The organism is Rhizobium sp. Root482 (genome assembly GCF_001426565.1).
GTDB lineage: Bacteria > Pseudomonadota > Alphaproteobacteria > Rhizobiales > Rhizobiaceae > Pararhizobium.
The window spans coordinates 633,264-655,602 of record NZ_LMFA01000012.1 but is presented as its reverse complement, the minus strand read 5'-3'; the positions used below and the strand labels follow the sequence as shown (position 1 = coordinate 655,602).

Annotated in this window: 22 protein-coding genes, 1 tRNA gene and 1 pseudogene; 14 read left to right on the top strand and 10 right to left on the bottom strand. The window is 62.4% G+C overall.

Translation table 11 applies throughout. The features are described 5' to 3' along the window. Window positions 1-14: 14 nt before the first annotated feature. The 5 genes and pseudogenes from ASD31_RS11155 to arsK form a co-directional block, all read left to right on the top strand. Window positions 15-176: pseudogene (locus ASD31_RS11155) on the top strand (GNAT family N-acetyltransferase); the annotation flags it as partial. After that, window positions 173-877: an MIP/aquaporin family protein gene (locus ASD31_RS11150; RefSeq protein WP_056332910.1), complete on the top strand. Its 705-nt coding sequence runs from the start codon at window positions 173-175 to the stop codon at window positions 875-877. The pseudogene ASD31_RS11155 and the gene ASD31_RS11150, both read left to right, overlap by 4 nt. Continuing rightward, window positions 874-1,302: an arsenate reductase (glutaredoxin) gene (arsC, locus tag ASD31_RS11145; protein WP_056332907.1), complete on the top strand. Its 429-nt coding sequence runs from the start codon at window positions 874-876 to the stop codon at window positions 1,300-1,302. Before ASD31_RS11150 ends, arsC begins: the two co-directional genes overlap by 4 nt. After that, window positions 1,277-2,002, top strand: a complete 726-nt coding sequence (gene arsH / locus ASD31_RS11140) for an arsenical resistance protein ArsH (protein WP_056332904.1) — start codon at window positions 1,277-1,279, stop codon at window positions 2,000-2,002. The genes arsC and arsH overlap by 26 nt, the downstream gene beginning before the upstream one ends. After that, the gene (gene arsK / locus ASD31_RS11135; RefSeq protein WP_056332902.1) at window positions 1,999-3,189 is read left to right on the top strand and encodes an arsenite efflux MFS transporter ArsK; all 1,191 of its coding nucleotides are present in this window, start codon (window positions 1,999-2,001) and stop codon (window positions 3,187-3,189) included. The genes arsH and arsK overlap by 4 nt, the downstream gene beginning before the upstream one ends. A gap of 237 nt (window positions 3,190-3,426) precedes the next feature. Here the strand turns inward: arsK and ASD31_RS11130 are convergent. After that, a tRNA-Gln gene (locus tag ASD31_RS11130) sits at window positions 3,427-3,500 on the bottom strand. 315 nt (window positions 3,501-3,815) lie between these two features. Here ASD31_RS11130 and ASD31_RS11125 point away from each other — a divergent pair. From ASD31_RS11125 to ASD31_RS11090, 7 genes are all read left to right on the top strand, one after another. Next, window positions 3,816-5,429: a Ppx/GppA phosphatase family protein gene (locus ASD31_RS11125; protein WP_056332899.1), complete on the top strand. Its 1,614-nt coding sequence runs from the start codon at window positions 3,816-3,818 to the stop codon at window positions 5,427-5,429. Continuing rightward, window positions 5,426-6,205, top strand: coding sequence for an RlmE family RNA methyltransferase (locus ASD31_RS11120; RefSeq protein WP_056332897.1), 780 nt, complete (start codon window positions 5,426-5,428; stop codon window positions 6,203-6,205). Before ASD31_RS11125 ends, ASD31_RS11120 begins: the two co-directional genes overlap by 4 nt. A 2-nt stretch (window positions 6,206-6,207) precedes the next feature. Then, entirely contained in the window at window positions 6,208-6,591 is a 384-nt protein-coding gene (locus ASD31_RS11115; RefSeq protein WP_056333255.1) for a VOC family protein, read from the top strand. Window positions 6,592-6,843: 252 nt separating this feature from the next. Continuing rightward, the gene (gene guaB, locus ASD31_RS11105; RefSeq protein WP_056332893.1) at window positions 6,844-8,340 is read left to right on the top strand and encodes an IMP dehydrogenase; all 1,497 of its coding nucleotides are present in this window, start codon (window positions 6,844-6,846) and stop codon (window positions 8,338-8,340) included. Between the two features lie 385 nt (window positions 8,341-8,725). Continuing rightward, window positions 8,726-9,142 carry an MAPEG family protein gene (locus ASD31_RS11100; RefSeq protein ID WP_056332890.1) on the top strand — a complete coding sequence of 139 codons (417 nt, stop codon included), beginning with the start codon at window positions 8,726-8,728 and terminating at the stop codon, window positions 9,140-9,142. Window positions 9,143-9,238: 96 nt separating this feature from the next. After that, window positions 9,239-10,021, top strand: coding sequence for a 3-hydroxybutyrate dehydrogenase (locus tag ASD31_RS11095; protein WP_056332886.1), 783 nt, complete (start codon window positions 9,239-9,241; stop codon window positions 10,019-10,021). Between the two features lie 185 nt (window positions 10,022-10,206). Beyond that, complete coding sequence (locus ASD31_RS11090; RefSeq protein WP_056332884.1) at window positions 10,207-11,082, top strand: dienelactone hydrolase family protein; 876 nt, start codon at window positions 10,207-10,209, stop codon at window positions 11,080-11,082. A 78-nt stretch (window positions 11,083-11,160) separates the two neighbouring features. Here ASD31_RS11090 and ASD31_RS11085 read toward each other — a convergent pair whose 3' ends face one another. Next, window positions 11,161-12,063: a hydrogen peroxide-inducible genes activator gene (locus ASD31_RS11085; protein WP_056332881.1), complete on the bottom strand. Its 903-nt coding sequence runs from the start codon at window positions 12,061-12,063 to the stop codon at window positions 11,161-11,163. 188 nt (window positions 12,064-12,251) lie between these two features. Here ASD31_RS11085 and katA point away from each other — a divergent pair, with 188 nt between their 5' ends. Then, entirely contained in the window at window positions 12,252-13,736 is a 1,485-nt protein-coding gene (gene katA, locus ASD31_RS11080; RefSeq protein WP_056332878.1) for a catalase KatA, read from the top strand. 276 nt (window positions 13,737-14,012) lie between these two features. Here the strand turns inward: katA and ASD31_RS11075 are convergent, their stop codons facing one another. Next, window positions 14,013-14,963 carry a LysR substrate-binding domain-containing protein gene (locus ASD31_RS11075; RefSeq protein WP_056332874.1) on the bottom strand — a complete coding sequence of 317 codons (951 nt, stop codon included), beginning with the start codon at window positions 14,961-14,963 and terminating at the stop codon, window positions 14,013-14,015. A 286-nt stretch (window positions 14,964-15,249) separates the two neighbouring features. Between ASD31_RS11075 and ASD31_RS11070 the strand changes: the two genes are divergently transcribed. Continuing rightward, window positions 15,250-15,543, top strand: coding sequence for a DUF1127 domain-containing protein (locus tag ASD31_RS11070; RefSeq protein ID WP_056332871.1), 294 nt, complete (start codon window positions 15,250-15,252; stop codon window positions 15,541-15,543). A gap of 17 nt (window positions 15,544-15,560) precedes the next feature. Here the strand turns inward: ASD31_RS11070 and ASD31_RS11065 are convergent, their stop codons facing one another. The 7 genes from ASD31_RS11065 to ASD31_RS11035 all read right to left on the bottom strand — a co-directional run bounded on the left by ASD31_RS11065 (window position 15,561) and on the right by ASD31_RS11035 (window position 22,222). Further along, window positions 15,561-15,770, bottom strand: a complete 210-nt coding sequence (locus ASD31_RS11065) for a hypothetical protein (protein WP_056332868.1) — start codon at window positions 15,768-15,770, stop codon at window positions 15,561-15,563. A 17-nt stretch (window positions 15,771-15,787) separates the two neighbouring features. Next, a complete protein-coding gene (locus ASD31_RS11060) occupies window positions 15,788-16,639 on the bottom strand; it encodes a DUF937 domain-containing protein (RefSeq protein ID WP_056332866.1) in 852 nt (283 codons plus the stop codon). Between the two features lie 132 nt (window positions 16,640-16,771). Further along, complete coding sequence (locus ASD31_RS11055; protein WP_056332863.1) at window positions 16,772-18,145, bottom strand: glutamate--cysteine ligase; 1,374 nt, start codon at window positions 18,143-18,145, stop codon at window positions 16,772-16,774. Between the two features lie 145 nt (window positions 18,146-18,290). Then, window positions 18,291-19,028, bottom strand: a complete 738-nt coding sequence (locus ASD31_RS11050) for a 16S rRNA (uracil(1498)-N(3))-methyltransferase (protein WP_056332860.1) — start codon at window positions 19,026-19,028, stop codon at window positions 18,291-18,293. A 10-nt stretch (window positions 19,029-19,038) separates the two neighbouring features. Beyond that, the gene (locus ASD31_RS11045) at window positions 19,039-20,544 is read right to left on the bottom strand and encodes an inorganic phosphate transporter (RefSeq protein WP_056332858.1); all 1,506 of its coding nucleotides are present in this window, start codon (window positions 20,542-20,544) and stop codon (window positions 19,039-19,041) included. A gap of 75 nt (window positions 20,545-20,619) precedes the next feature. Beyond that, on the bottom strand, window positions 20,620-21,144 hold the full coding sequence (locus ASD31_RS11040) for an NUDIX hydrolase (protein WP_056332855.1): 525 nt from the start codon (window positions 21,142-21,144) through the stop codon (window positions 20,620-20,622). Window positions 21,145-21,379: 235 nt separating this feature from the next. After that, window positions 21,380-22,222 (bottom strand): FCD domain-containing protein, encoded by an 843-nt coding sequence (locus ASD31_RS11035; protein ID WP_156392588.1) that lies wholly within the window; start codon window positions 22,220-22,222, stop codon window positions 21,380-21,382. Window positions 22,223-22,339: the final 117 nt, after the last annotated feature.

Sequence of the window (22,339 nt, the reverse complement as noted above, 5' to 3'; positions counted from 1 at the left end):
TGAACCTCGATCTTGCCGCTTGTCTGTTGACGGAAACCGCCGCTCCGTTCTTTGCGAAGCTCGGTTTCTACCCGATCGCCCACGATGAAGCGCCGGTGGCCATTCTGGCGACGCGGCAGGCGGCAAGCCTGTGTCCTGCCTCCGCCATCTTGATGGCGCGGAGGCTGCCGGAATGAGTGCCGAATTTCCGCTACCCCGACGGCTGGTCGCTGAAGCGTTGGGCACATTGTTGCTGGTCGCGACCGTGGTCGGATCAGGCACTATGGCCGACAGGCTGACGAATGATACGGCGCTGGCGTTGCTGGGCAATACGTTGGCAACCGGGGCAATCCTGGTCGTTTTGATCACCATTCTGGGCCCGATTTCTGGCGCTCATTTCAATCCGGTCGTTTCACTGGTCTTCGCGCTTCGCCGCAAGCTATCGGCCTCCAGCTTTCCGGCCTATATCGCCGCACAGGTCGTCGGCGGCATCTGCGGCACGATGCTCGCACATGCCATGTTCGAACTGCCGCTGCTGCAGGTTTCGGAAACACCGCGCACCGGCGGTCCGCAATGGTTCGCGGAAGTCACTGCGACTTTCGGCCTGGTCTTCGTCATCCTCGCGGCGTTGCGGTTCCGCGCAGATGCCGTGGCAGGGTTGGTCGGCCTCTATATCACCGCGGCTTATTGGTTCACCGCTTCCACGTCGTTTGCAAATCCCGCCGTCGCCATCGCCCGATCGTTGACCCACACTTTTTCAGGCATCCGCCCGATCGATGTGCCGGGTTTTGTCGTCGCCGAAGTCGTAGGTGCATTGCTGGCGATGATGCTGGCGGGGTGGTTGCTGATGGACGCCCGCAATACTCACATCCTCACGGAGAAGGAAACCGCCCCATGACCATGGACGTCACGATCTATCACAACCCCGCATGCGGGACCTCCCGCAACACACTGGAACTGATCCGCAACGCCGGGATCGAGCCGGTTGTCATCGAATATCTCAAGACGCCGCCTTCGCGCGCCGAACTGGTCAAGTTGATCGCCGACGCTGGTTTGACCGTCCGTCAGGTGATCCGGGAGAAAGGGACGCCTTTCGCCGAACTCGGGCTGGACGATCCGGCCCTCACCGACGATCAACTCATCGACGCGATGTTGAAGGACCCGATCCTCATCAACCGTCCGCTCGTCGTCTCTCCGATGGGGACGCGGCTCAGCAGGCCGTCGGAACTTGTCCTCGATATCCTCCCCGACACGCACAAGGGGCCGTTCGCGAAAGAAGACGGCGAGCAGGTCATCGATGCGGAGGGAAAGCGCCTTGCCTGATATGCCCGCAGCCGTTGCCGCACATCTTCGCATGCCCGATCTCGAAGCGCTCCGTCCGCCGATCTCGATGCACAGGCCGCGCATACTGATCCTGTACGGATCGCTCAGGGAGGTTTCCTACAGCCGCCTTCTCGCGCACGAATCCCGTCGCCTTCTCGAACATTTCGGATGCGAGGTCCGTGTCTTCGATCCGCGAGGATTGCCATTGCCCGACGGGTCACCCGTCGACCATCCCAAGGTGCAGGAGCTACGAGAGCTGTCTGCCTGGTCGGAAGGCCAGGTCTGGATAAGTCCTGAGCGCCACGGCGCGATGACCGGGATCATGAAGTCCCAGATCGACTGGATTCCGCTCTCGATCGGATCGGTGCGGCCGACGCAGGGGAAGACCTTGGCGGTCATGGAAGTATCCGGCGGCAGCCAGTCGTTCAACGCCGTGAACCAACTCCGGATACTCGGCCGGTGGATGCGGATGATCACGATTCCGAACCAGTCGTCAGTCGCCAGGGCCTATGAGCAGTTCGATGGCGACGGGCGGATGAAGCCGTCTTCGTACTACGACCGCGTGGTGGACGTCTGCGAGGAACTGGTGAAATTCACCCTGCTCACCCGGGGCGCCTCGGTTTACCTGACCGACCGCTACAGTGAGCGCAAGGAGCGCGCACCCGAACTCGAGAAGCGGACGGCTCTGAAATCCATATGAGCGACGACCGGTTGCCAATCGGAGCCATCCTTGGTCTCGGTGTTACGCAGATCATTGGATACGGCACCCTCTACTACTCGTTCTCGATCCTTGCGCCGGACATGGCGCGGGATTTCGGCCTGTCGGTCGAGTGGATGTTCGGCGCGCTGTCAGTGGCGCTCTTGATCGGCGGTCTTGTTTCGCCGTCGCTCGGCAGATGGATCGACCGGTTCGGTGCGGGGCGCGTCATGACGGGCGGATCGCTGGTGTCGGCACTGGCACTGGTCGCCTGCGCCCTGTCGCCTAATCGCCCGACATTCGTGGCGGCTCTGATCGTCGTCGAGGTGGCGGCGAACTTCGTCCAGTACGGCGCTGCCTTCGCGCTCCTCGTCCAAATCGCGCCGAACGTCGCCCAGAAAAGCATAACATACCTCACCCTGATCGCCGGCTTCGCCTCGACGATCTTCTGGCCAGCCACCTCCGCGCTCCATGCCCTTATGTCGTGGCAGCAGGTCTATCTCGTGTTCGCCGGGCTGAACGCGCTCGTCTGCCTGCCGATCCATGTCCGGTTCGCCTTTTCGGGCGGAAAGGTGCGGCGGCGAGAAGGAACTGGGGAAACCAGCGGAGCCGCCGGATCCCTCCCGCCGGAGCGGCGGCGATCCGGATTCGTCTTCATGGTGGTCGGCTTCTCGTTACAAGCCCTCGTGGGATCGGCCGTTCTCGTCCACATGGTGCCGCTATTATCCAGTCTGGGTCTCGGGGCCGCAGCAGCGTTGGTCGGCACACTCTTCGGCCCCGCGCAGGTCGGTAGCCGCCTGATCAACATGCTCCTCGGACGTGACATCCGACCGCTGACGCTGGCCGCGATCTCGGCGTCCCTGATGGCCCTTGCCGTTGCCCTCTTGACGGTCACTGCGCCATCCATGCTCGGAGCGATGGCGTTCGCCGTTCTTTTCGGATGTGGTAACGGCCTCTTCAGCATCGTATCGGGGACACTGCCGCTATCGCTGTTCGGAAGCGAAGGATACGGGCGTCTTCAGGGCAAGGTGATGGCGGCAAGGCTGATCGTGTCCGCGACAGCGCCTTTTGCGTTCGCGGTTGCCATGGTTGGCATTGGCGTAAGTTACTCGCTCATGCTCATCGCCTTTATTGGCATAGTCGGCGTCGTGGCATTTTTCGCAATAGACGAGGGCAAAGCGGGAGAGTGAGGAACATGGCACGTCTGGAATGCTTTGGGGAATTCGAGTTGTCCTGCCCGCTTTGGGCATGAAGCGCCGCACACAGAGCGGGATCCCCAGCCAGCAATTATGCGATCGAAAGCAGTATGGGAGAATCATGCTGCAACGGAAAGAGTCTAAAATTGACGATTAAGCCATCATAATCTAGGTCTTTTAACGGTGATGCGCTTTTGCTGAAAGGGCCCATTGGGGGGCCTGAATTTCGCTTGGCTGGGGAACCTGGATTCGAACCAGGACTAACGGAGTCAGAGTCCGTGGGTCTACCGTTAACCTATTCCCCAAGCTGCGAGGGCAATGCCCAGCCGGTGAGCCGGGCTTATAAACAAAAGATTGGCGGATGCAAATAGATTTTGGCAAAAAATGCATCTGGTCGGGTAATTTCCGTATTGGCAGGCGGCTCAGGCGCGGCCATGGAGGCAGGGCGTGGTTTGTCGCCGCGATCCGACGGCACCCTTCCCATGGCCTTGTGTTTGCCGGCCGTGACCGCCCGCAAAAAGAATTTGGCGAAACGGGGCGGCGCTGGTAAAGTCTGCCCAACGAAAATCAAGAGAGCGCCTCGAGCGGCGATTGTTCCGCGCGGCGCAATGGACAGACACGTGAGAGACCCCGACAGCGGCGAAGAGCCGTCCGTTTCCGGGGCGTCGGCAGCAGACCGCAGGGAAGGACAGTCACCGTCCCGTTCCGGCAAGGGCAAGCGCAGGCGGGCAAAACCGTCGCGCATCGTCTCTGCGAATGCCAGTTCCTCCGCCAATGGCGGAGAAGCAGGGCGTCCCGAACTGAAAGACCCGACCGGCGAACCGGTCCGCAAACGCAAGCGTCGGCGCCGGGCACGATCGGGCCAGGCGCCGGTGGCTACTGCGTCAGAACGGCCAGGCGAGACTGCCGGTACCAAGCCGCAGGCCGTTTCCCCAAATCTCGATGGCTCCGGCCAGAAACGCAGCAGGAAGCAGCGGCAGCGCCGCGGCCTGCAGGGGCGTCCGCTGGCCGTGAGCGGCAAGCCGCGCCCCTCTGCCGATCTCGTGGCAAAACCACAGCCAACCTCGCCTGATAACCGGTCGCCCGATACGCGGTCGCCAGATACTCGGTGGCCAGATACACGATGGAGTGAGCGGCCGGGCCGCAATCCTGCCCATGACGACCGGCGTGGCAGTGGACATGGTGCCTCGCACGGCTTCGAGCCGCAGGCGCCGCTCTATGCAGCGCTCGATCTCGGCACCAACAATTGCCGGCTTCTGGTTGCCCAGCCGACCCGCCCCGGCCAGTTTCGCGTCGTCGATGCCTTTTCGCGCATCGTGCGGCTGGGCGAGGGGCTCGGCGCCTCCGGCCGGCTGTCGGCCGAGGCGATGGACAGGTCGGTCGAGGCCTTGAAGGTCTGTGCCGCGAAGCTGAAGACCCGCGATATCCGCAAGACCCGGCTGATTGCCACCGAGGCGACCCGTGCTGCTGAAAACGGCGAAGCATTTCTGGAGCGCGTCCTGTCCGAAACCGGGCTCGAACTGGAGATCATCAGCCGCGAGACCGAGGCGCGCCTTGCCGTGTCGGGCTGTTCGTCGCTGGTCGGTCGCGACACGAAATCGGTAGTGCTCTTCGATATCGGCGGCGGATCCTCCGAAATCGCCGTCATCCGGATCGGCGAAAACCGCTCCAGCCGGCTTGCCAATCACATCACCCATTGGACGTCGCTGCCCGTCGGCGTGGTGACCCTCTCGGAGCGGCATGGCGGCGAGCATGTTACACCTCAGAGTTTCGAGACGATGGTCGTCGAGGTTGAGGGTATGCTGGCGAAATTCGACTGCCCGCAGGTCCACGGTCTGGGCGATCACGATGATTTTCACCTGATCGGCACCTCGGGAACGGTGACCACGCTTGCCGGCGTGCATCTCGACCTGCCGCGCTATGACCGGCGCAAGGTCGATGGGCTCTGGCTTTCCGACGACGAGGTCTCGGCCATGCAGGCGCGCCTCCTGTCCTGGGATTTTACCGCGCGCGCCGCCAATCCCTGCATCGGTCCGGACCGCGCCGATCTGGTGCTGGCCGGCTGTGCCATTCTCGAGGCCATCCGCCGCCGCTGGCCGTCGCAGCGCATGCGCGTTGCCGATCGCGGCCTGCGCGAGGGCCTGCTCACCGACATGATGGCCGATGACGGCGTCTGGCGGCGCGGTCGCGCCCGCCGGCATCCGCGCGCCTCCCACGAAGGACAAATGCCATGACCAAACCTCCGATCGGCGGAAACCGCACCGGGCGCAAGCTCGGCCAGAAGGTCAAGAAGGGCAAGCTGAAGGCCTCGTCGCGGCGCTGGATCGAGCGGCATATCAACGATCCCTATGTGCAGCGTGCCCAGCTCGAGGGCTACCGTGCCCGCGCGGCCTTCAAGCTTCTCGAGATCGACGAGAAGCACAAGATCCTCTCCGGCGCCCGTCGCATCATCGATCTTGGCGCCGCACCCGGCAGCTGGTCGCAGATCGCCGCCAAGGTGACGAATTCGACCGATGGCGATCCACGGGTGGTGGCGATCGACTTTCTCGATCTCGATCCCCTGGCCGGCGTCCATATCCTGAAGCTGGATTTCCTCGATCCGTCGGCGCCGGAAAAGCTGATGACGGCGCTTGGCGGCGCCCCGGATCTGGTCTTGTCCGACATGGCCGCGCCCACGACCGGCCACCGCCAGACGGATCATATCCGCACCATGCATCTGTGCGAGGTTGCTGCCTATTTCGCCATCGACGTGCTTGCCGAAGGCGGCCATTTCCTTGCCAAGACATTCCAGGGTGGCGCCGAGCGCGAGCTGCTGACGCTCCTCAAGCAGAATTTCAAGCAGGTCATCCATGTGAAGCCGGCGGCCTCGCGGGCCGAATCGGTCGAAATGTTCCTGCTTGCCAAGGGCTTCAAGGGCCGCAAGCCCGGAGCCCGGTCGCTTTATGATCGGGAAGCCGAACTCGACGAGCGTGATGTGATCGATGAACGCGATACGGCCGAGGCGGATTGATCGTGCTTCTCTATGTAACGCTTGGCAGTAACGATCTTGCCCGGGCCCGGATTTTCTACGATGCCGCGCTGGCGCCGCTCGGGCTTGTCCGCCGCAGGCAGGATGATGTCGAGATCGGCTATGGCGCGGAAAACGACAGCCGCTGCCGGCTGTGGGTCGTCACGCCGCATGACGGCCGTGTCGCGACGATCGGCAATGGGTCGATGGTCGCGCTTGCCGCCGAAAACCGGGCCGAGGTCGATGCCTTCCACGCGGCGGCGCTGGCACATGGCGGTAGCGACGAGGGAGCGCCGGGTTTGCGGCCGTTCCACGCCCATTTCTACGCAGCCTATGTCCGCGATCCCGATGGCAACAAGCTGTCGGCGGTTTGCGAGCGGCCGGAATAGGATACAGCGAGCGGCGCGCCCGTTGAGCTGTTGTCCGGCCGAAAAATCCGGACATGATCCGCTGACCGTGGGCGCGATGCCGCAGTGCGGCAAGAATCTCGCGAAGCCCGCGAGATCGCCGGCCATTTGCTATTTCCATGCGGTCATATCCGTGTTACCAGCCCTCGCCAACTTCCAAGAAATTCTTGCAAGTCTCCCGCCGGACCGTTCCAAGGACTGCCGCGGGCGTTTCATCTATTGAAGGGATTGGCCATGGCTCGCATCATCGAAACGGCAACCGGTCTGGAGGCTCTGACCTTCGACGACGTCCTCCTTCAACCGGGTCATTCCGAGGTCATGCCGGGGCAGACCAATATCGCCACCCGCATTGCCCAGGATATCGATCTCAACCTGCCGATCCTTTCCTCCGCCATGGATACGGTCACCGAGGGACGCCTGGCGATCGCCATGGCGCAGGCCGGCGGCATTGGCGTCATCCATCGCAATCTGAGCCCGGCGGAGCAGGCCGAGCAGGTGCGGCAGGTGAAGAAATTCGAAAGCGGCATGGTCGTCAATCCGGTGACGATCGGCCCCGATGCGACGCTGGCAGACGCGCTGGCGCTGATGAAGATGTACAGCATCTCCGGCATTCCGGTGGTCGAGAATGCCGGTGGCGCGGTGCCGGGCCGGCTTGTCGGCATTCTCACCAACCGCGATGTGCGCTTCGCCTCCGATCCCAGCCAGAAGATCTACGAACTGATGACGCGCGACAATCTGATCACGGTCACGGAAAATGTCGATCAGCAGGAGGCCAAGCGCCTTCTCCATTCGCATCGCATCGAGAAACTGCTGGTGACCGACAGCGACGGGCGCTGCGTCGGGCTGATCACCGTCAAGGACATCGAGAAGTCGCAGCTCAACCCCAATGCCTCCAAGGATGCGCAGGGGCGCCTTCGCGCCGCTGCCGCCATCAGCGTCGGCGATGACGGCATAGAACGGGCCGAGCGGCTGATCGAGGCGGGCGTCGATCTGATCGTCGTCGATACCGCCCACGGCCATTCGCAGCGCGTTCTCGATGCCGTGACCAAGGTCAAGACCATGTCGAATTCCGTCCGCGTCATGGCCGGCAATGTCGCCACCGGCGACGGCACCAAGGCGCTGATCGATGCCGGCGCCGACGCCGTCAAGGTCGGTATCGGCCCGGGGTCGATCTGCACCACCCGTATCGTCGCAGGCGTCGGCGTGCCGCAGCTTGCGGCCATCATGTCGGCTGTCGAGGCGGCACAGGCCGCCAATATCCCTGTCATCGCCGATGGCGGCATAAAATTCTCCGGCGACCTGGCCAAGGCGATCGCCGCCGGCGCCTCCGCCTGCATGATCGGCTCGCTGCTGGCCGGCACCGACGAGAGCCCGGGCGAGGTCTTCCTCTATCAGGGGCGCTCGTTCAAGGCCTATCGCGGCATGGGTTCGGTCGGCGCCATGGCGCGCGGCTCGGCCGACCGCTATTTCCAGGCGGAAGTGCGCGACACGCTGAAGCTGGTGCCGGAAGGGATCGAGGGGCAGGTGCCCTACAAGGGGCCGGTCTCCGGTGTGCTTCACCAGCTGGCCGGCGGCCTCAAGGCCTCGATGGGCTACGTCGGCGGCGCGACGATCAAGGATTTCCAGGAGCGCGCAACCTTCGTGCGCATCTCCGGAGCGGGCCTGCGCGAAAGCCACGCCCATGACGTGACGATCACCCGCGAAAGCCCGAACTATCCAGGCGCTTCGTAGGAAACTTGTCAGTGGGTGAAGAAATGCATATATTGGAGTGGTGGCCGAAGCTGTAACTCCGGCCACCGTTTCACTTACTTTTCGAATGTGACCCGCACGGCGATTGTCCAGCTCGTGCGGGTTTTTCGTATCGTAAGAGTGATGTTAAGCGGTTTGACCCACATGACATCGTCTCCAAATCAAGGACGGGGCTGTGTCCTGCTACAGCCCGGGGCGCCCATTCGCCCGGATGCGCCGGCTGGCACGGCGCTGCTGCTTTCGCCCTCGAATTTGCATCACCCATCATCCTCCATTTTGCAAAAACGGTATCAAGCGGAGCCGATCTCCTTGGTTGTTCCGGATTTCCGTTGCTATAGATTATTCGAAGAATCGAAACGGAGCCGACATGCCGCAATCGACTGCAATTTTCTGGCCGGTCATCGCGCAGGTCGCTCTCGTCCACGGCATCTATTTCCTGATGATGAGACGCCGGTTCGGCGCCGTGCGTGCCGGCACTGCAAAGGCGCAGGATTACAGGATACCGACGATTGAGCCCGCCCCGAGCGCCACGGTCGCCCGCAGCCTGATCAACCAGTTCGAACTGCCGGTGCTGTTCTTTCTCGTTTCCATTCTCCTTTATCTTACCAACGGTGTGAGCCATGTCGTATTGGTCGTCGCCTGGCTGTTCGTCGCCAGCCGCTATCTGCATGCCCTTGTCCACGTCACCTCGAACCGCTTGATGGTACGCCAGCGCCTTTTCAGCCTGGGATTTGTCTTCAACCTGGTGCTGTGGGTCCTGTTCGCCGTCCATATCGCCGCCTAGTGAAGCCCTCGCCGCTGTCGCGGGCGCCACGTGAAAATTCCGGTCTTTCCGGCTGCTGACGCCCCATGGTCGGCGGCCCAATAGGGAGTGAGCCTCATGAAACTCAAGGGCAAGGTCTGCATCGTCACCGGCTCGGCAAGCGGCATCGGCCTGGCGATCGCCAGGCGCTATGTGGCGGAAGGCGCCTTTGTGGCGATCGCCGACCTGAGGCTCGACGCGGCCGAGGCCACCGCCGCCGAACTGACGGCGAAGGGACCGGGAGAAGCGATAGGCCTTGCCATGGACGTGACGTCCGAGGAGGCGGTCAATGCCGGCGTTGCGGCGGTCGTCGGCAAATGGGGCAGGGTGGATGTGATGGTCTCCAATGCCGGCATCCAGATCGTCCACAGGATCGAGGATTTTCCCTTTGCCGACTGGAAGAAGATGCTGTCGATCCATCTCGACGGGGCGTTCCTGACGACCAAGGCCTGCATGCCGCATATGAAGGCCCAGAAAGGCGGCGCCATCATCTATATGGGGTCCGTCCATTCGCATGAGGCTTCGCCGCTCAAATCGGCCTATGTCACCGCCAAGCACGGCCTGCTCGGCCTTGCCCGCGTCGTCGCCAAGGAGGGCGGGCCGCACGGGGTGCGCGCCAATGTCATCTGCCCGGGCTTCGTCAAGACGCCGCTGGTGGAAAAGCAGATCCCGGAACAGGCGAAGGCGCTCGGCATTTCCGAGGAGGAAGTCGTGCGCAAGATGATGCTGTCGGGCACGGTCGATACCGAGTTCACGACGGTAGAGGACGTGGCGGAGGTGGCGCTCCTGTTTGCCGGCTTCGAGACCAACGCCCTGACCGGCCAGTCGCTGGTCGTCAGCCACGGCTGGTACATGCAATAGATAAAGTCTCCAGAAATCTGCGGCGTCGGATCACGATTGCGTCAACACCGGCGCTTGCCGTTGCCTTCTGCCCGCCATGCGGCATCTTTTCCTCGCGCCTTCTCCGCATGAAGCGGAGCGGAGACCGGACACAGCCAAGCGCCATGGTTCGGTAGCCGGACAGATCTGGATCAGAGGAGGATATCATGGACAAGCCGGAAATCACCCAGGCGATGATCAACGCCTATGATGAATACACCCACCTGACGCTCGATAGACGCGGCTTCATGCAGAAGCTGACGGTTCTCACGGGATCGGCCGCCAGTGCCGCCGCGATCGCGCCGCTGCTCGCCGCCAACAGCGCCCAGGCCGAGATCATCGCCGAGACCGATACCCGCGTGAAGGCGGAGGACATCACCTATCCGGGCGCCGGCGGCGAAATGAAGGGCTATCTCGTCCGCCCCGCCGATGCCACGGGCAAGTTGCCGGCCGTCATCGTCATTCATGAGAACCGGGGCCTCAATCCGCATATCCGCGATGTCGCTCGCCGCATGGCGCTCGAGGGTTTCGTGGCACTGGCACCGGATTTTCTCTCGCCTTCCGGCGGCACCCCGGCCGACGAGGACAAGGCGCGCGAAATGATCGGCGCCCTCGATGGCAAGCAGACGGTCGACAATGCGGTGGCGACGGTCGCCTTCCTTGGCGGCCATGACGCAACGACCGGCAAGGTCGGCGCCATCGGCTTCTGCTGGGGCGGCGGCATGGTCAACAAGCTCGCCGTCGCTTCGCCCCACCTCAAGGCCGGCGTCGCCTATTACGGCGCGCAGGTGCCGGCCGAGGAGGTGCCCAGGATAAAGGCGGCGCTGCTCCTGCACTATGCCGGTCTCGACGAGCGCATCAATGCCGGCATCGAAGCCTACAAGAAGGCGCTGAGCGACAATGGCAAGGATGCCACCATCCATGTCTATGACGGTGTCAACCATGCCTTCAACAACGACACCTCGGCTGCCCGCTATGACAAGAAGGCCGCTGACCTCGCCTGGGAGCGCACGGTGACCTTCCTGAGGGAAAAGCTGGCTTGAGGCTGCGTCGGCTCATCTTGCTGAATTGATGCGTGTCCCGGCAGATGGTGGTGAAGGCCTTGGCGACGCGGCCTTTTCCTATTCCGCCAGCAAGGGTGCCGCGGCGTCCGAAATCACCGCCGCCAGGGCCGTATGGTCGTTGTCACGGCCGCTTCGGTTGCGCCAGATCAGGCCGATCTGGCGAGAGGGCTGGGGCTCGGTGAAGGGCACGATGCGCATGCGGTTGCGGGTGTGCTCATCCTTGACCGCGATCTGCGGAATCAGTGTGATGCCCATGCCATGGCTGACCATCTGCAACAGGGTTGCCATCGATGTCGCGCCGTAATTGGCGACCCTGCGGCCGGCGCTGGTGCCGCAGACGGCCAGCGCCTGGTCGCGCATGCAATGACCTTCCTCCAGGAGCAGCAGCCGGTCCATGTCGACCTGAGCCTCGGCCATCGGCGAGACCAGCACCGTGTTTTCATCGGCGGCGCTGGCGATCAGGAAGCGGTCCTCGAAGAGATGCAGCGACCGCAGGCTTTCATCGTTCTGGGGCAAGGCGGTAATGGCGCAGTCCAGCCGCCCGTGCTTGACGTCGTCGATGCAGGCCGGGGTCATTAATTCCCGCAGTTCCACGTCCAGCTTCTGATAGCGCTGGCGCAGCATCGGAATCAGCCTTGGCACCAGATAGGGCGCGACGGTCGGAATGATGCCGAGCCGAAGCCGTCCCTCGAGAACGCCGCTGACGCGGCGGGCGCGCTCCTCCAGCGCATCGATGGATTGAAGAATGGCGCGGATATCCGGCAGCAGGGCTTCGCCCGACGGCGTCAGCAGCGCGCCGTTGCGGTTGCGCTCGACCAGCCTCGCCTGGAAATGGCGCTCCATCTCGGCGATTTGCGCGGAAAGGGCAGGCTGGCTGATACTGACCATTTCGGCGGCGCGGCCGAAATGCCTAGCCGTGGCCAGGGCGTCGAAATAGCGCATTTGTCGGATCGTCAGCATGATAGGAAAATCTTATCAAAGATAAAAACAAATACAATTGGGAATTATCGAAGGGGAATGAGACAAGAGCCTTGTTGAAGCATTTTGGCGCAGGAAAACGGGAAGAACCCTCCGTGATCCGCCATCGCGCCAGGCCGATCGCCTCATGGGTCGTATCGGCCGCTTGCAAACAGGAAAGAGGAGATTTCATGTCTGATCGCCCGATTATCACCACCACGGCCGGCGCGCCCCTGCCCGACAACCAGAACACCCTGACGGCCGGCCCGCGCGGCGGGGTGATGCTGCAGGACTACCAGTTGCTTGAGAAGCTGGCCCATCAGAACCGCGAGCGTATTCCCGAGCGCGCCGTTCATGCCAAGGGCTGGGGTGCCCATGGCACGCTGAAGATTACCGGCGATATCTCCAAGTATACCAAGGCCAAGGCTCTGCAGCCGGGCGCCGAAACGCCGATGCTTGCCCGCTTCTCCACCGTCGCCGGTGAGCAGGGCGCGGCCGACGCCGAGCGCGACGTGCGCGGCTTTGCGCTGAAATTCTATACCGAGGAAGGCAATTGGGATCTCGTTGGCAACAATACGCCGGTCTTCTTCGTGCGCGACCCCTACAAATTCCCCGATTTCATCCACACGCAGAAGCGCCACCCGAAGACCAATCTGCGCTCGGCCACTGCCATGTGGGACTTCTGGTCGCTGTCGCCTGAGAGCCTGCACCAGATCACCATCCTGATGTCCGACCGTGGCTGTCCGACGACGCCGCTCCACATGAACGGCTATGGTTCGCACACTTTTTCGTTCTGGAACGATGCCGGCGAGCGCTACTGGGTCAAGTTCCACTTCAAGACCCAGCACGGTCATAAATTCTATACCAATGAAGAGGCCGAGCAGGTCATCGGCAGGACCCGCGAGAGCTACCAGGAAGCGCTCTATGGCGCGATCGAGGAAGGCAATTATCCGCGCTGGACCGTCCAGGTGCAGATCATGCCGGAAATGGAAGCCGAGACCACCGCCTACAATCCCTTCGATCTCACCAAGGTCTGGCCGCACGGTGAATATCCGCCGATCGAGATCGGCGTGCTGGAGCTCAACCGCAATCCGGAAAACTACTTTGCCGAAATCGAGACGGCGGCCTTCTCTCCGTCGAACATCGTTCCCGGCATCGGTTTCTCGCCTGACAAGATGCTGCAGGCCCGCGTCTTTTCCTATGCGGATGCGCACCGTCACCGGCTCGGCACGCATTACGAGCATATCCCGGTCAACCAGCCGAAATGCCCGGTTCATCACTATCATCGCGACGGCCAGATGAACACCTATGGCGGCATCCGCACCGGCAATCCGGATGCCTATTACGAGCCCAATTCCTTCGGTGGTCCGGTCGAGCAGCCGGCAGCCCAGGAACCGCCGCTTCGGATCGACGGCGACATGGCCCGCTTCAATCATCGCGACGGCAATGACGACTACAGCCAGCCGCGCGCCCTGTTCAACCTGTTCGATGATGCGCAGAAGGCGCGGCTGTGCTCGAACATCGCAGCCACGATGGGGGGCGTGCCTGGCAAGATCGTCGAGCGCCAGCTTGGCCATTTCAAGCTCGTCCATGCCGATTACGAAGCCGGCATCCGCGCGGCACTTCGCGAAAAGCACGGCTATGAGGCTGACACGGTCAGCTTTGCGGCCGAATAGGAGAGGTCGGAATTGATCTTATGGAGGCCGGGCTCGTAAAGGCGCCCGGCCTTTTTTATTGGCAACCGGGATGCAACCAAAAATGGCGCACCTGCCCGTCTTTTGGCGTGGCCTAAATTAGACTATAAAATATATGCCGGCCTTCGGGACGGACTATGACCTAAATATATTGCATCAAACTGTTACGGCCTCATATTCGGCCGAGTATCAATTTGGGGAAGGCAAAGAGGCCGCCTCCTTCGGGAGGCCGGCCTTTTTGTCGTTTATTGCCAAGGTTTACCAGCCGGGCAGCATGTGGCTTTGCCGCAGCCGTGGATAGCGCGGGAAATTCTTCATGTCGCCATCGAGATCGTCGGCGCCCGCGGTCGGCGTGATATTGTCGAGGCAGGCGGTGATGTGATTGGTGATGGCATTCGACAGCGAGGGCGAAAGCCCCGGCCGCTTCATGATGCCGATCTGCACCGGCGCCAGTGCCGGAAAGCCGTCCGCCTGGGTCAGCACCTTCATCCCCGTCCGCAATGCCGATTCCGGCAGGACGGAAACCGCCATTCCGGCAAGCACCGCCGCCGCGACCACCGTCGACGACCAGCTGGTGAACAGAATCTGATACTCGCGGCCGGTGGCATCAAGCGCCGAACAGGCCGCCTGCCGCCACTGGCAATCGCGCCTGCCGACGGCAAGCGGCACCGGTGCGTTTTCCGGCAGCGGATGGTTGATCGAACTGACCCAGCAAAGCGGCTCCGTCCGCACCACGTCGGATGCTCGGGCACGCGGATTGTGCGTCACCAGTGCGATGTCGAGATCGCCCTTGGCCATCTTGTCGGCCAGATCCACCGAGGGCTCGCAGACGATGTAAAGCTCGACATTCGGATGGGTTTTGGCAAAGCGCACGATGATTTCCGGCATGTAGCGATCGGCATAGTCGTCAGGCGTGCCGATCCGCAACGTGCCTTCCAGCCGGTTGTCATCGAAGGAGGCGACGGCCTCGTTGTTCAGCCGGATCATCCGCCGCGCGAAGTTCAGGAGCCTGTCGCCTTCGCTCGTCAGCCGGTTGCCGCGGCCGTCCTTGGCGAAAAGCTGCTTGCCGATACGCTCCTCCAGCCGGCGCATCTGCATCGAAACCGCCGATTGGGTCTTGAACACCCGATCGGCAGCCTTGGTGAAGCTGCCCGTATCGGCGATGGCGACGAATGTCTGCAATTGATCGATATCAAGCGGTGCGGCCATAGCCAGAGTCCTTGAGGGAGGAACCTATAAGATAGTTTGATGAATATCATTAGAAACATTCGTTGGACTGATCAATAAGGATTTGCGAATTTGGACTTGCAAAACACAGACGACCCGACCGGCCCCGCATCTGCGAAACCGATTCAGACCAAGGCTCGACCCGTTCCTGCGCCGACCTCCCCGTGGAGACGGGGCTCGCCTTGGCTGGCCATTCCGACAGGACAACGCCTGACGCAATTTAACGGCCCGCGGCCCTCCGCCCGCCAGTTTACGAAGGAACAGGATCATGCGCACGACCGAATGCACCCTCGATATCACGCTTGCCGGGATGCGGCCTGCCGCTGCCCGTCAGACGGGATTTGCGGGCGCGCTCAAAACGGTCTGGCGCCTTATGCGAAACCGAAGCGCGATCGGCAGCCTGCAGGATCTCGATGATCATCAACTGCTCGACATCGGCCTTCGCCGTGAAGACGTGCGGGACGCGCTGACCTCGCCCTTTCTCGAAAATCCCGGTTCCCACCTGACGCAGGCGGCACGCAACCGGGCGAACAATTACTACCGGAGCGCGCGCTCCGGTTGACGCGCGCCTCCGCTGTTTTATCGCGCCGGCCCAGCCGGTTCGGAGAAAGGCAGCAATTGAAGTTTTGTCGCGCTGCGCATGTTCAACGACGTGCCGCGCGACAGGGACGCGCAGCCGCCTCTGTGCGTTACCGTTCCCCGCAGGGTTAGAGCCAATATGCCCTGCTGCTTGCCCGGTGCCTGGTCCCCAAGACTGGCATCGGGCTTTTTCTTTTCGGCCGCCAGCATAAGCTTTCCCGGCATCCTCAGGCCGTGGTGTTCTTCCGATAGGTTTCGAACAGCGCGTCGATGCGCTTCTGGTAGTCCTTCTGCGCCTCCAGTCCGCTGTCGAACATCGTGCCGAACATTTCGCTGAAAGCCGCCATCGGGTCCTTCTGCTGGGCTTGGGACGAAGCACCGGAGGCGGTGCCGCTGCTCATCATGTCCTGGAATGCCTTGACGAAAGGGTTGGCGGCAAACATGTCGGGTGCCGCCTGCTGCTTTTCAGCCGGCTTGCCTATGCCGAAAAAGCCCTGCATGCCCTGGGTAAAGGCATTGTCGAACGGATTGGCAGTTGGCTCGGTCTTCCTGGCAAACCCTGATGCTTCCAGCCATGGCTTCATCATTGCTTCCATCGGCGTATTGGCAAAGCTGTTCGGCATGCCTCCCGTCGATCCCACCATCCGGCCACCCATCTGGCCGAACGCCTGCTTGAACAGTCCGCCCATGATCGCGCTCGCCATCACCGGCAGCATCTGCTTGTAAATGTCCTGGCCGATCCCGGTCATCTGGGCGGCCTGCTCGGCGATCGCCCGCGACATCTCCTTGGAGCCGAAAAGCTGGCCGAGAATGCCGTTTCCATCGGCCATGCCCTGCGGCGTAAAGGCCTTCTGCATGTCCTCGAAATACTGGACATGGCTGCCGCTCGACAGGGCGGTGAGGACAGAGCCGAAATCATAGGGATTGGCGGCGCTGTTTTTCAGGGCCGTGGAAAAGGCCGGCATCAGGGCAGCCGTCGCCTTGGCCATTTGTTCCTGCGCGACGCCGAACTGCTTGGCCATCACCTCCATGGCCTTGCCGTTCTGCGCCTGCATCATCATGTCGAAAAGCGGTAACATCTCCCATTTCCTCCCTGCAGGCGCCAGTCCCTTTTACAGGTGAACGACGCATGTCGTTGCACTATAACCGGGAAAAGCCGGGAGCAAACCGCTTTCTGCGCGATGTCACATCTGCGGAACGTGCAGGGGGCGTCAATATTGGTAGTCGGTGAAGACAGGCTCGACCGAGCCGTTCCAGCGGCCGTTGTAGAGAGACAGGAGATCCTCGGCCAGCGTCGCCTTCTTGGCCAGCACTTCGTCGAGCGGCGCCAGGAAGATGCTTTCGTCGACCTCGTCGCCATTCAGCCGGTTGCGGTTCTTTAGCCCAAGGCGGGAAATCGACAGCACTTCACGGGCGAGATCGAACAGCGGCACGCCCCTATGGCTGGCCGAAAGTCCCTCGGCCGGCACCGCATTGCGCATCGCAAGGACCTCCTCGCGCGTCCAGGAGCGGGTCAGGTCCTCGGCTGCGTCCAGTGCCGCGTCGTCATAGAGCAGGCCGACCCAGAAGGCCGGCAGCGCACAGATGCGCCGCCACGGGCCGCCGTCGGCGCCACGCATTTCCAGGAACCGCTTCAGCCGCACATCGGGAAACAGCGTCGACAGATGATTGGTCCAGTCGCCCATATTGGGTTCCCAGTCGGCGATTTCGCCTTTCAGGGCGCCGTTCATGAACTGGCGGAAGGTCACATGCGTGCAGTCATGGTAATGGCCGTCGCGCACGACGAAATACATCGGCACGTCGAGCGCCCATTTGACATAGTCCTCGAAACCGAAATCGGCATTGAAGACGGAAGCCAGCACGCCGGCACGCTGGTTGTCGGTGTCGCGCCAGATGTCGCCGCGCCAGGAAAGAAGGCCGTTCGGCTTGCCGTCGGTAAAGGGCGAGCTTGCAAAGAGCGCGGTCGAGAGCGGCTGCAGTTTCAGCGAAACCTGCATCTTGCGGCGCATGTCCTCTTCGGAGGAGAAGTCGAGATTCACCTGGATCGTGCAGGTCCGGTACATCATGTCGAGACCCTGGCTGCCAACCTTCGGCATGTAGCGGCTCATGATGTCGTAGCGGGATTTCGGCATGCGCGGGGTTTCCGCCAGCGTCCATTTCGGACTGCCGCCGATGCCGAGGAAACGGATGCCGAGCGGTTCGGCAACCTCGCGCAGATCGGCCAGATGCCGGTTGGATTCCCTGCAGGTCTCGTGCAGGGTTTCCAGCGGTGCCCCGGACAGTTCGAACTGGCCGCCGGGCTCAAGCGAGATCGCGCCCTTTCCCGAGCTTTCGGCAAGGCCGATGATATTGCCGGCATCGATGATCGGTTCCCAGCCGCTCTTTTGCGCCATGCCGTTCAGAAGCGCCGAGATGCTGGCCTCGCCGAAATAGGGAACCGGGCTGTTGTCGGCTTTGAAGAAGGCGAATTTCTCATGCTCGGTGCCGATGCGGAACCGGTCCTTCGGCTTGTTGCCCTGAGCCAGATACTCGGTCAGGTCAGCAAGCGAGGTGACCGGCGTCTGGTCGGTGGTATCTCTGGCCATGGGCGTCTTCTTATCAACGGGCGCAACTGCCGGACGGCAGCCATCGGGAGGGTGATTGAACCGCTTTCAGGTGTGGTGCAAGTGAAATTGTTTCAAGGCCGGATCAAATTTTCAACACCTTGCCGGCGCGAAATTGCCACACGCGTCAGCGCCAATCGCCGATCGCCGCCTGTATCACCGCCATGGCCGCCACGGCCGCCGTATCCGCCCGCAGGATGCGCGGCCCAAGCGGGATGGCGGTCACGAAATCGAGGCTGCGCAGCAAATCCTGTTCGCTCTCGGAAAATCCACCCTCGGGGCCGATCAGCAGCGCCAGTTTCCTCTCTTTGATTGAAGACAGAACCGGTAGGGGATTCTGGCCGGCATCGCCTTCGTCGCAGAAGATGATGCGCCGGTCTTTCGGCCAGTCGGCAAGCAGGTCCTCCAGCCGCTGCGGCTCCGTCACTTCGGGGATGCCGAGCACGCCGCATTGTTCGGCCGCCTCGATGACATTCGCTCGCACGCGGTCGAGATTGCCGATCCTGCCCTGGACATGCTGGGTCATCACCGGCTGCAGCAGCCCAGCGCCCATTTCCACGGCCTTTTGCACAAGATAGTCGAGCCTTCCAACCTTCAAGGGCGCAAACAGATAGTGGAGATCGCAGGGCGCCGGTTGCGGCCGGGTCTGTTCGATGGCTGTCAGGAAAAGGCGTTTCCGCGTCGGAAAGGAAAGCTCCGCCCGCCATTCGCCATCGCGGCCGTTGAAGACCAGCACCGCATCACCCGCCTCGAACCGCAGCACATTGACCAGATAGTTGAACTGCTCCTTCGATGCCTCGTAAACGGCGCCTGCCGAAAGTGGCGCCTCGATGAAAAGCCGCTGCATGCGGAAATTGGCGCGCATCGATGTTTCCTCAGATGAAAAGTGTCGAAAGAACCCAGTAGAGGGCGGCGGAAAGCAGCGCCGAAATGGGCACGGTGATGATCCAGGCGGCGATGATCGTCATGAAATGCGAGCGGCGAACCAGCCGCCGTCGCTGCTGCTCGTCCGGGCTATGGCGGACGCGTCGCTCGAAATCCGTCTGGCCGGTCTTCTCGCGCACATAGGCAAGCCGCCGCTTGGAATTGCGCGTGTACCATTCGCGAAAGAAGCCGATGCCGAAAACCGCGCCGACCGCGGTGTGCGTCGTGCTGATCGGCATGCCGAGCGCCGAGGCGAGGATCACCGTTATCGCCGTTGCTAGTGCAACGCAGAAGGCGCGCATCGGGTTGAGCTTGGTGATCTCCTCGCCGACAACCCGGATCAGCCTCGGCCCGAACAGAAGCAGGCCGCAGGAAATGCCGAATGCGCCGATCAGCATCACCCAAAGTGGTACATAGGTCGTCTTCAGGATGGCCAGCCCATCGACATTGGCGACGATCGCCGAGAGAGGGCCGACGGCATTGGAGACGTCGTTGGCGCCATGCGCGAAGGACAGCAGCGCTGCCGAAAGGATGAGCGGCATGCGAAACAGGATGCGCAGCGACTGGTTGCGGTTGTCGAGCCCGCGCGCCTGCGCGGCAATGAGAGGCCGCGCCAGGGGCAGGGTTATGACTGCCGCAGCAAGGCCGATAAGCAGGCCGGTGGCTTCGGAGAAATGGATCACCTTTTCCACGCCGATCAAGGCGAGATAGCTCGCGAAGGCGCCGACCATCACCGAAATCAGGATCGGCGTCCAGAAGATCGCGGCGCGGATCTTGTCGCTGCGATAGATGATGAAGGTCTTGATGAAGGCGAGGAACAGCGCTGCGATGATGCCGCCGAGGATCGGCGAGACCATCCAGCTTGCCGTGATGCCGGCCAGTTCCGTCCAGCGCACCGAGGAAAAGCCCGCGGCCGCGACGCCGGAACCGAGAATGCCGCCGACGATCGAATGGGTGGTGGAGATCGGCGCGCCCGACCAGGTGGCGACATTGATCCACACCGCCGCCGAGATCAGCGCCGCCATCATCACCCAGACGAAGGCCTGGCCGGACGGCATCTGAGCGGCATCGACAATGCCCGCCTCGATCGTCGAGACCACCCGGCCGCCGGCAAGCATCGCCCCGGCGATCTCGAAGATCGCGGCGATGATCAGCGCCGTCGTCATGGTGATCGCCTTGGAGCCGACGGCGGCGCCGACATTGTTGGTCACGTCGTTGGCGCCGATATTCATCGCCATGTAGCCAGCAATGGCGGCCGCCGCGATGATGATCAGATAGCCAGGCTGCGCCGACACATAGGCCGAGGCGAAGATCATGCTGAGGATCACGAACAGGAAGCCGAGGCCCACGCCCGCCCAGGGCTTCATGACATGATGCGAAGCCTCCTCGGTAAGCGTGATGCGGTCGAGATATTTGTCGAGCGTCGGTTTTTCCAGGTGCGGGCGCGGTTTTGCCACCGACTGTTCTCCATTCATGTCCGGCCATGACCGGTAGCCATCCGGCGCAGAATGCCGGACAGGTCTTGCGCCGCGCTATCCGACCACCGGTTTCGTGGATATTTCGGAGGAAGATGCCGCCGCGCTGGTGGCGCCCTGCAGGCCTCGCTCGAAATCGAGGATCAGGTCGCGGAGCATCGGCTCGGCCACGCGCCCAGCGCCTTCTCGGAAGGTCACCCATTCGATCCTGCGGCTGCCCTTCTCCGGGAAATCCTTCAGCATGTCCATGACCAGCAGCGGATAGACCTGGACCATGCACTGGACCTTCAGTCCGTGGCGCAAGCCCTTGTCGTAGAGATAGGTGCCGATCCGGGCGGCCCCGGCTTCGCCCTTGACGCCGGCTTCCTCGTAAGCTTCGCGTGCAGCCGCCTCATGGCAGAGCTTGCCCTCCATCGGCCAGCCCTTCGGAATGACCCAGCGGCCGGTGTCGCGGCTGGTGATCAGCAGCATTTCGGGCGCTCCGCTCTTCTTGAACCGGTAGCACAGCGCCGCGCACTGCATTCTCACCGGGCGGCGGAACATCAGGCGGATATCGGTCGCGATACGGTTCAGGATATTCAAAGTCAAAACGTCCTTTCGAAAAGAGAATCACCCGGCTGCCGCGTGACATCTGACTATGCCCGCTTCACGCAGCCTGTAAACGTGCAGATTTTGTGAAGCACATATAGGAGCACGGCGCCGCCGAGGTAAGGGCCGCGACGCGATGCATGATGGTCAATCTAGGCCGATCGCATCGCTCGAATATGCCGATCACGCCCTTTTAGCGCGCCTTTGCGGCGGGGGCGTGGCGCAACGGTCAGGCCGGTCCCGCCTTGGTCTCGTCGCCGGTGGCGAGCACAGCCGTGGACGGTGGGGAATGGCGCTCGCGCTGCTGCATCCGCAGCCTGGAAATCCGCGCCCATTCGCCCGATCGTTCCGCATCGCGCGTCGCGGTGACGATGAAATCGATATGCGCGTGTGCCGCCAGTCGGGCTTGTTCCGGCGCGCCGGCCATGATCGCCTCGTAGATTGCCTCGTGCTGGGCAAGCAGCCTGTCGCCGGCGCCGGGAGCGGCGAACAGCACTTCGCGATTGAAAAAGATGCCACCGCTCAAAAGCCGGTAGCAGGCCCGCAGCGTATGGAGAAGGATGATATTATGCGCGCATTCGCCGATCGCATTGTGCAGATCCACGTCCGCCTTCAACCCCGCTTCGGCCGCGCCGGTAAGATGGGCGGCGCGCATCTCTTCCATGATGCGGGTCAGCATGTCCTTGTCGAAACGCGTGGCCCGGCGCGCCGCCAGTTCAGCGGTCATGCCTTCCAGTTCGCGGCGATATTCGAGGTAGTCCTGCGTCGCCTTCTGATGTCGGGCGATCAGTTCGATGACCGGTTTGGAGAATATCTGTCCGATGACATCCGCCACGAAGGTGCCGCCGCCATGATGGCTGACGAGCAGCCCGCGGGCTTCCAGTTCCTTCAGCGCCTCGCGCAGGATCGGTCGCGACACGTCGAACCGACGCGACAGGTCGCGCTCGCTCGGCAGTCGTTCGCTGTCCCGCAACACGCCTTCCAGGATCAGAAGCTCGATCTGCTGGACGATTTCGCCCGATGTCCGGCTATGAGGGATGCGCGCAAAGGCATCGAGGCTGTCGTCTGTCACTGCATCTCTCCTTGCCGGCAATCTAGCTATCCGCGTGAAAGTGGTCAATTTCTTTTGCCACTTCGCAATGGGTGGAAATACCGGCTGCTGCGTCAATGCGTCCTTTTCCTTTTCATC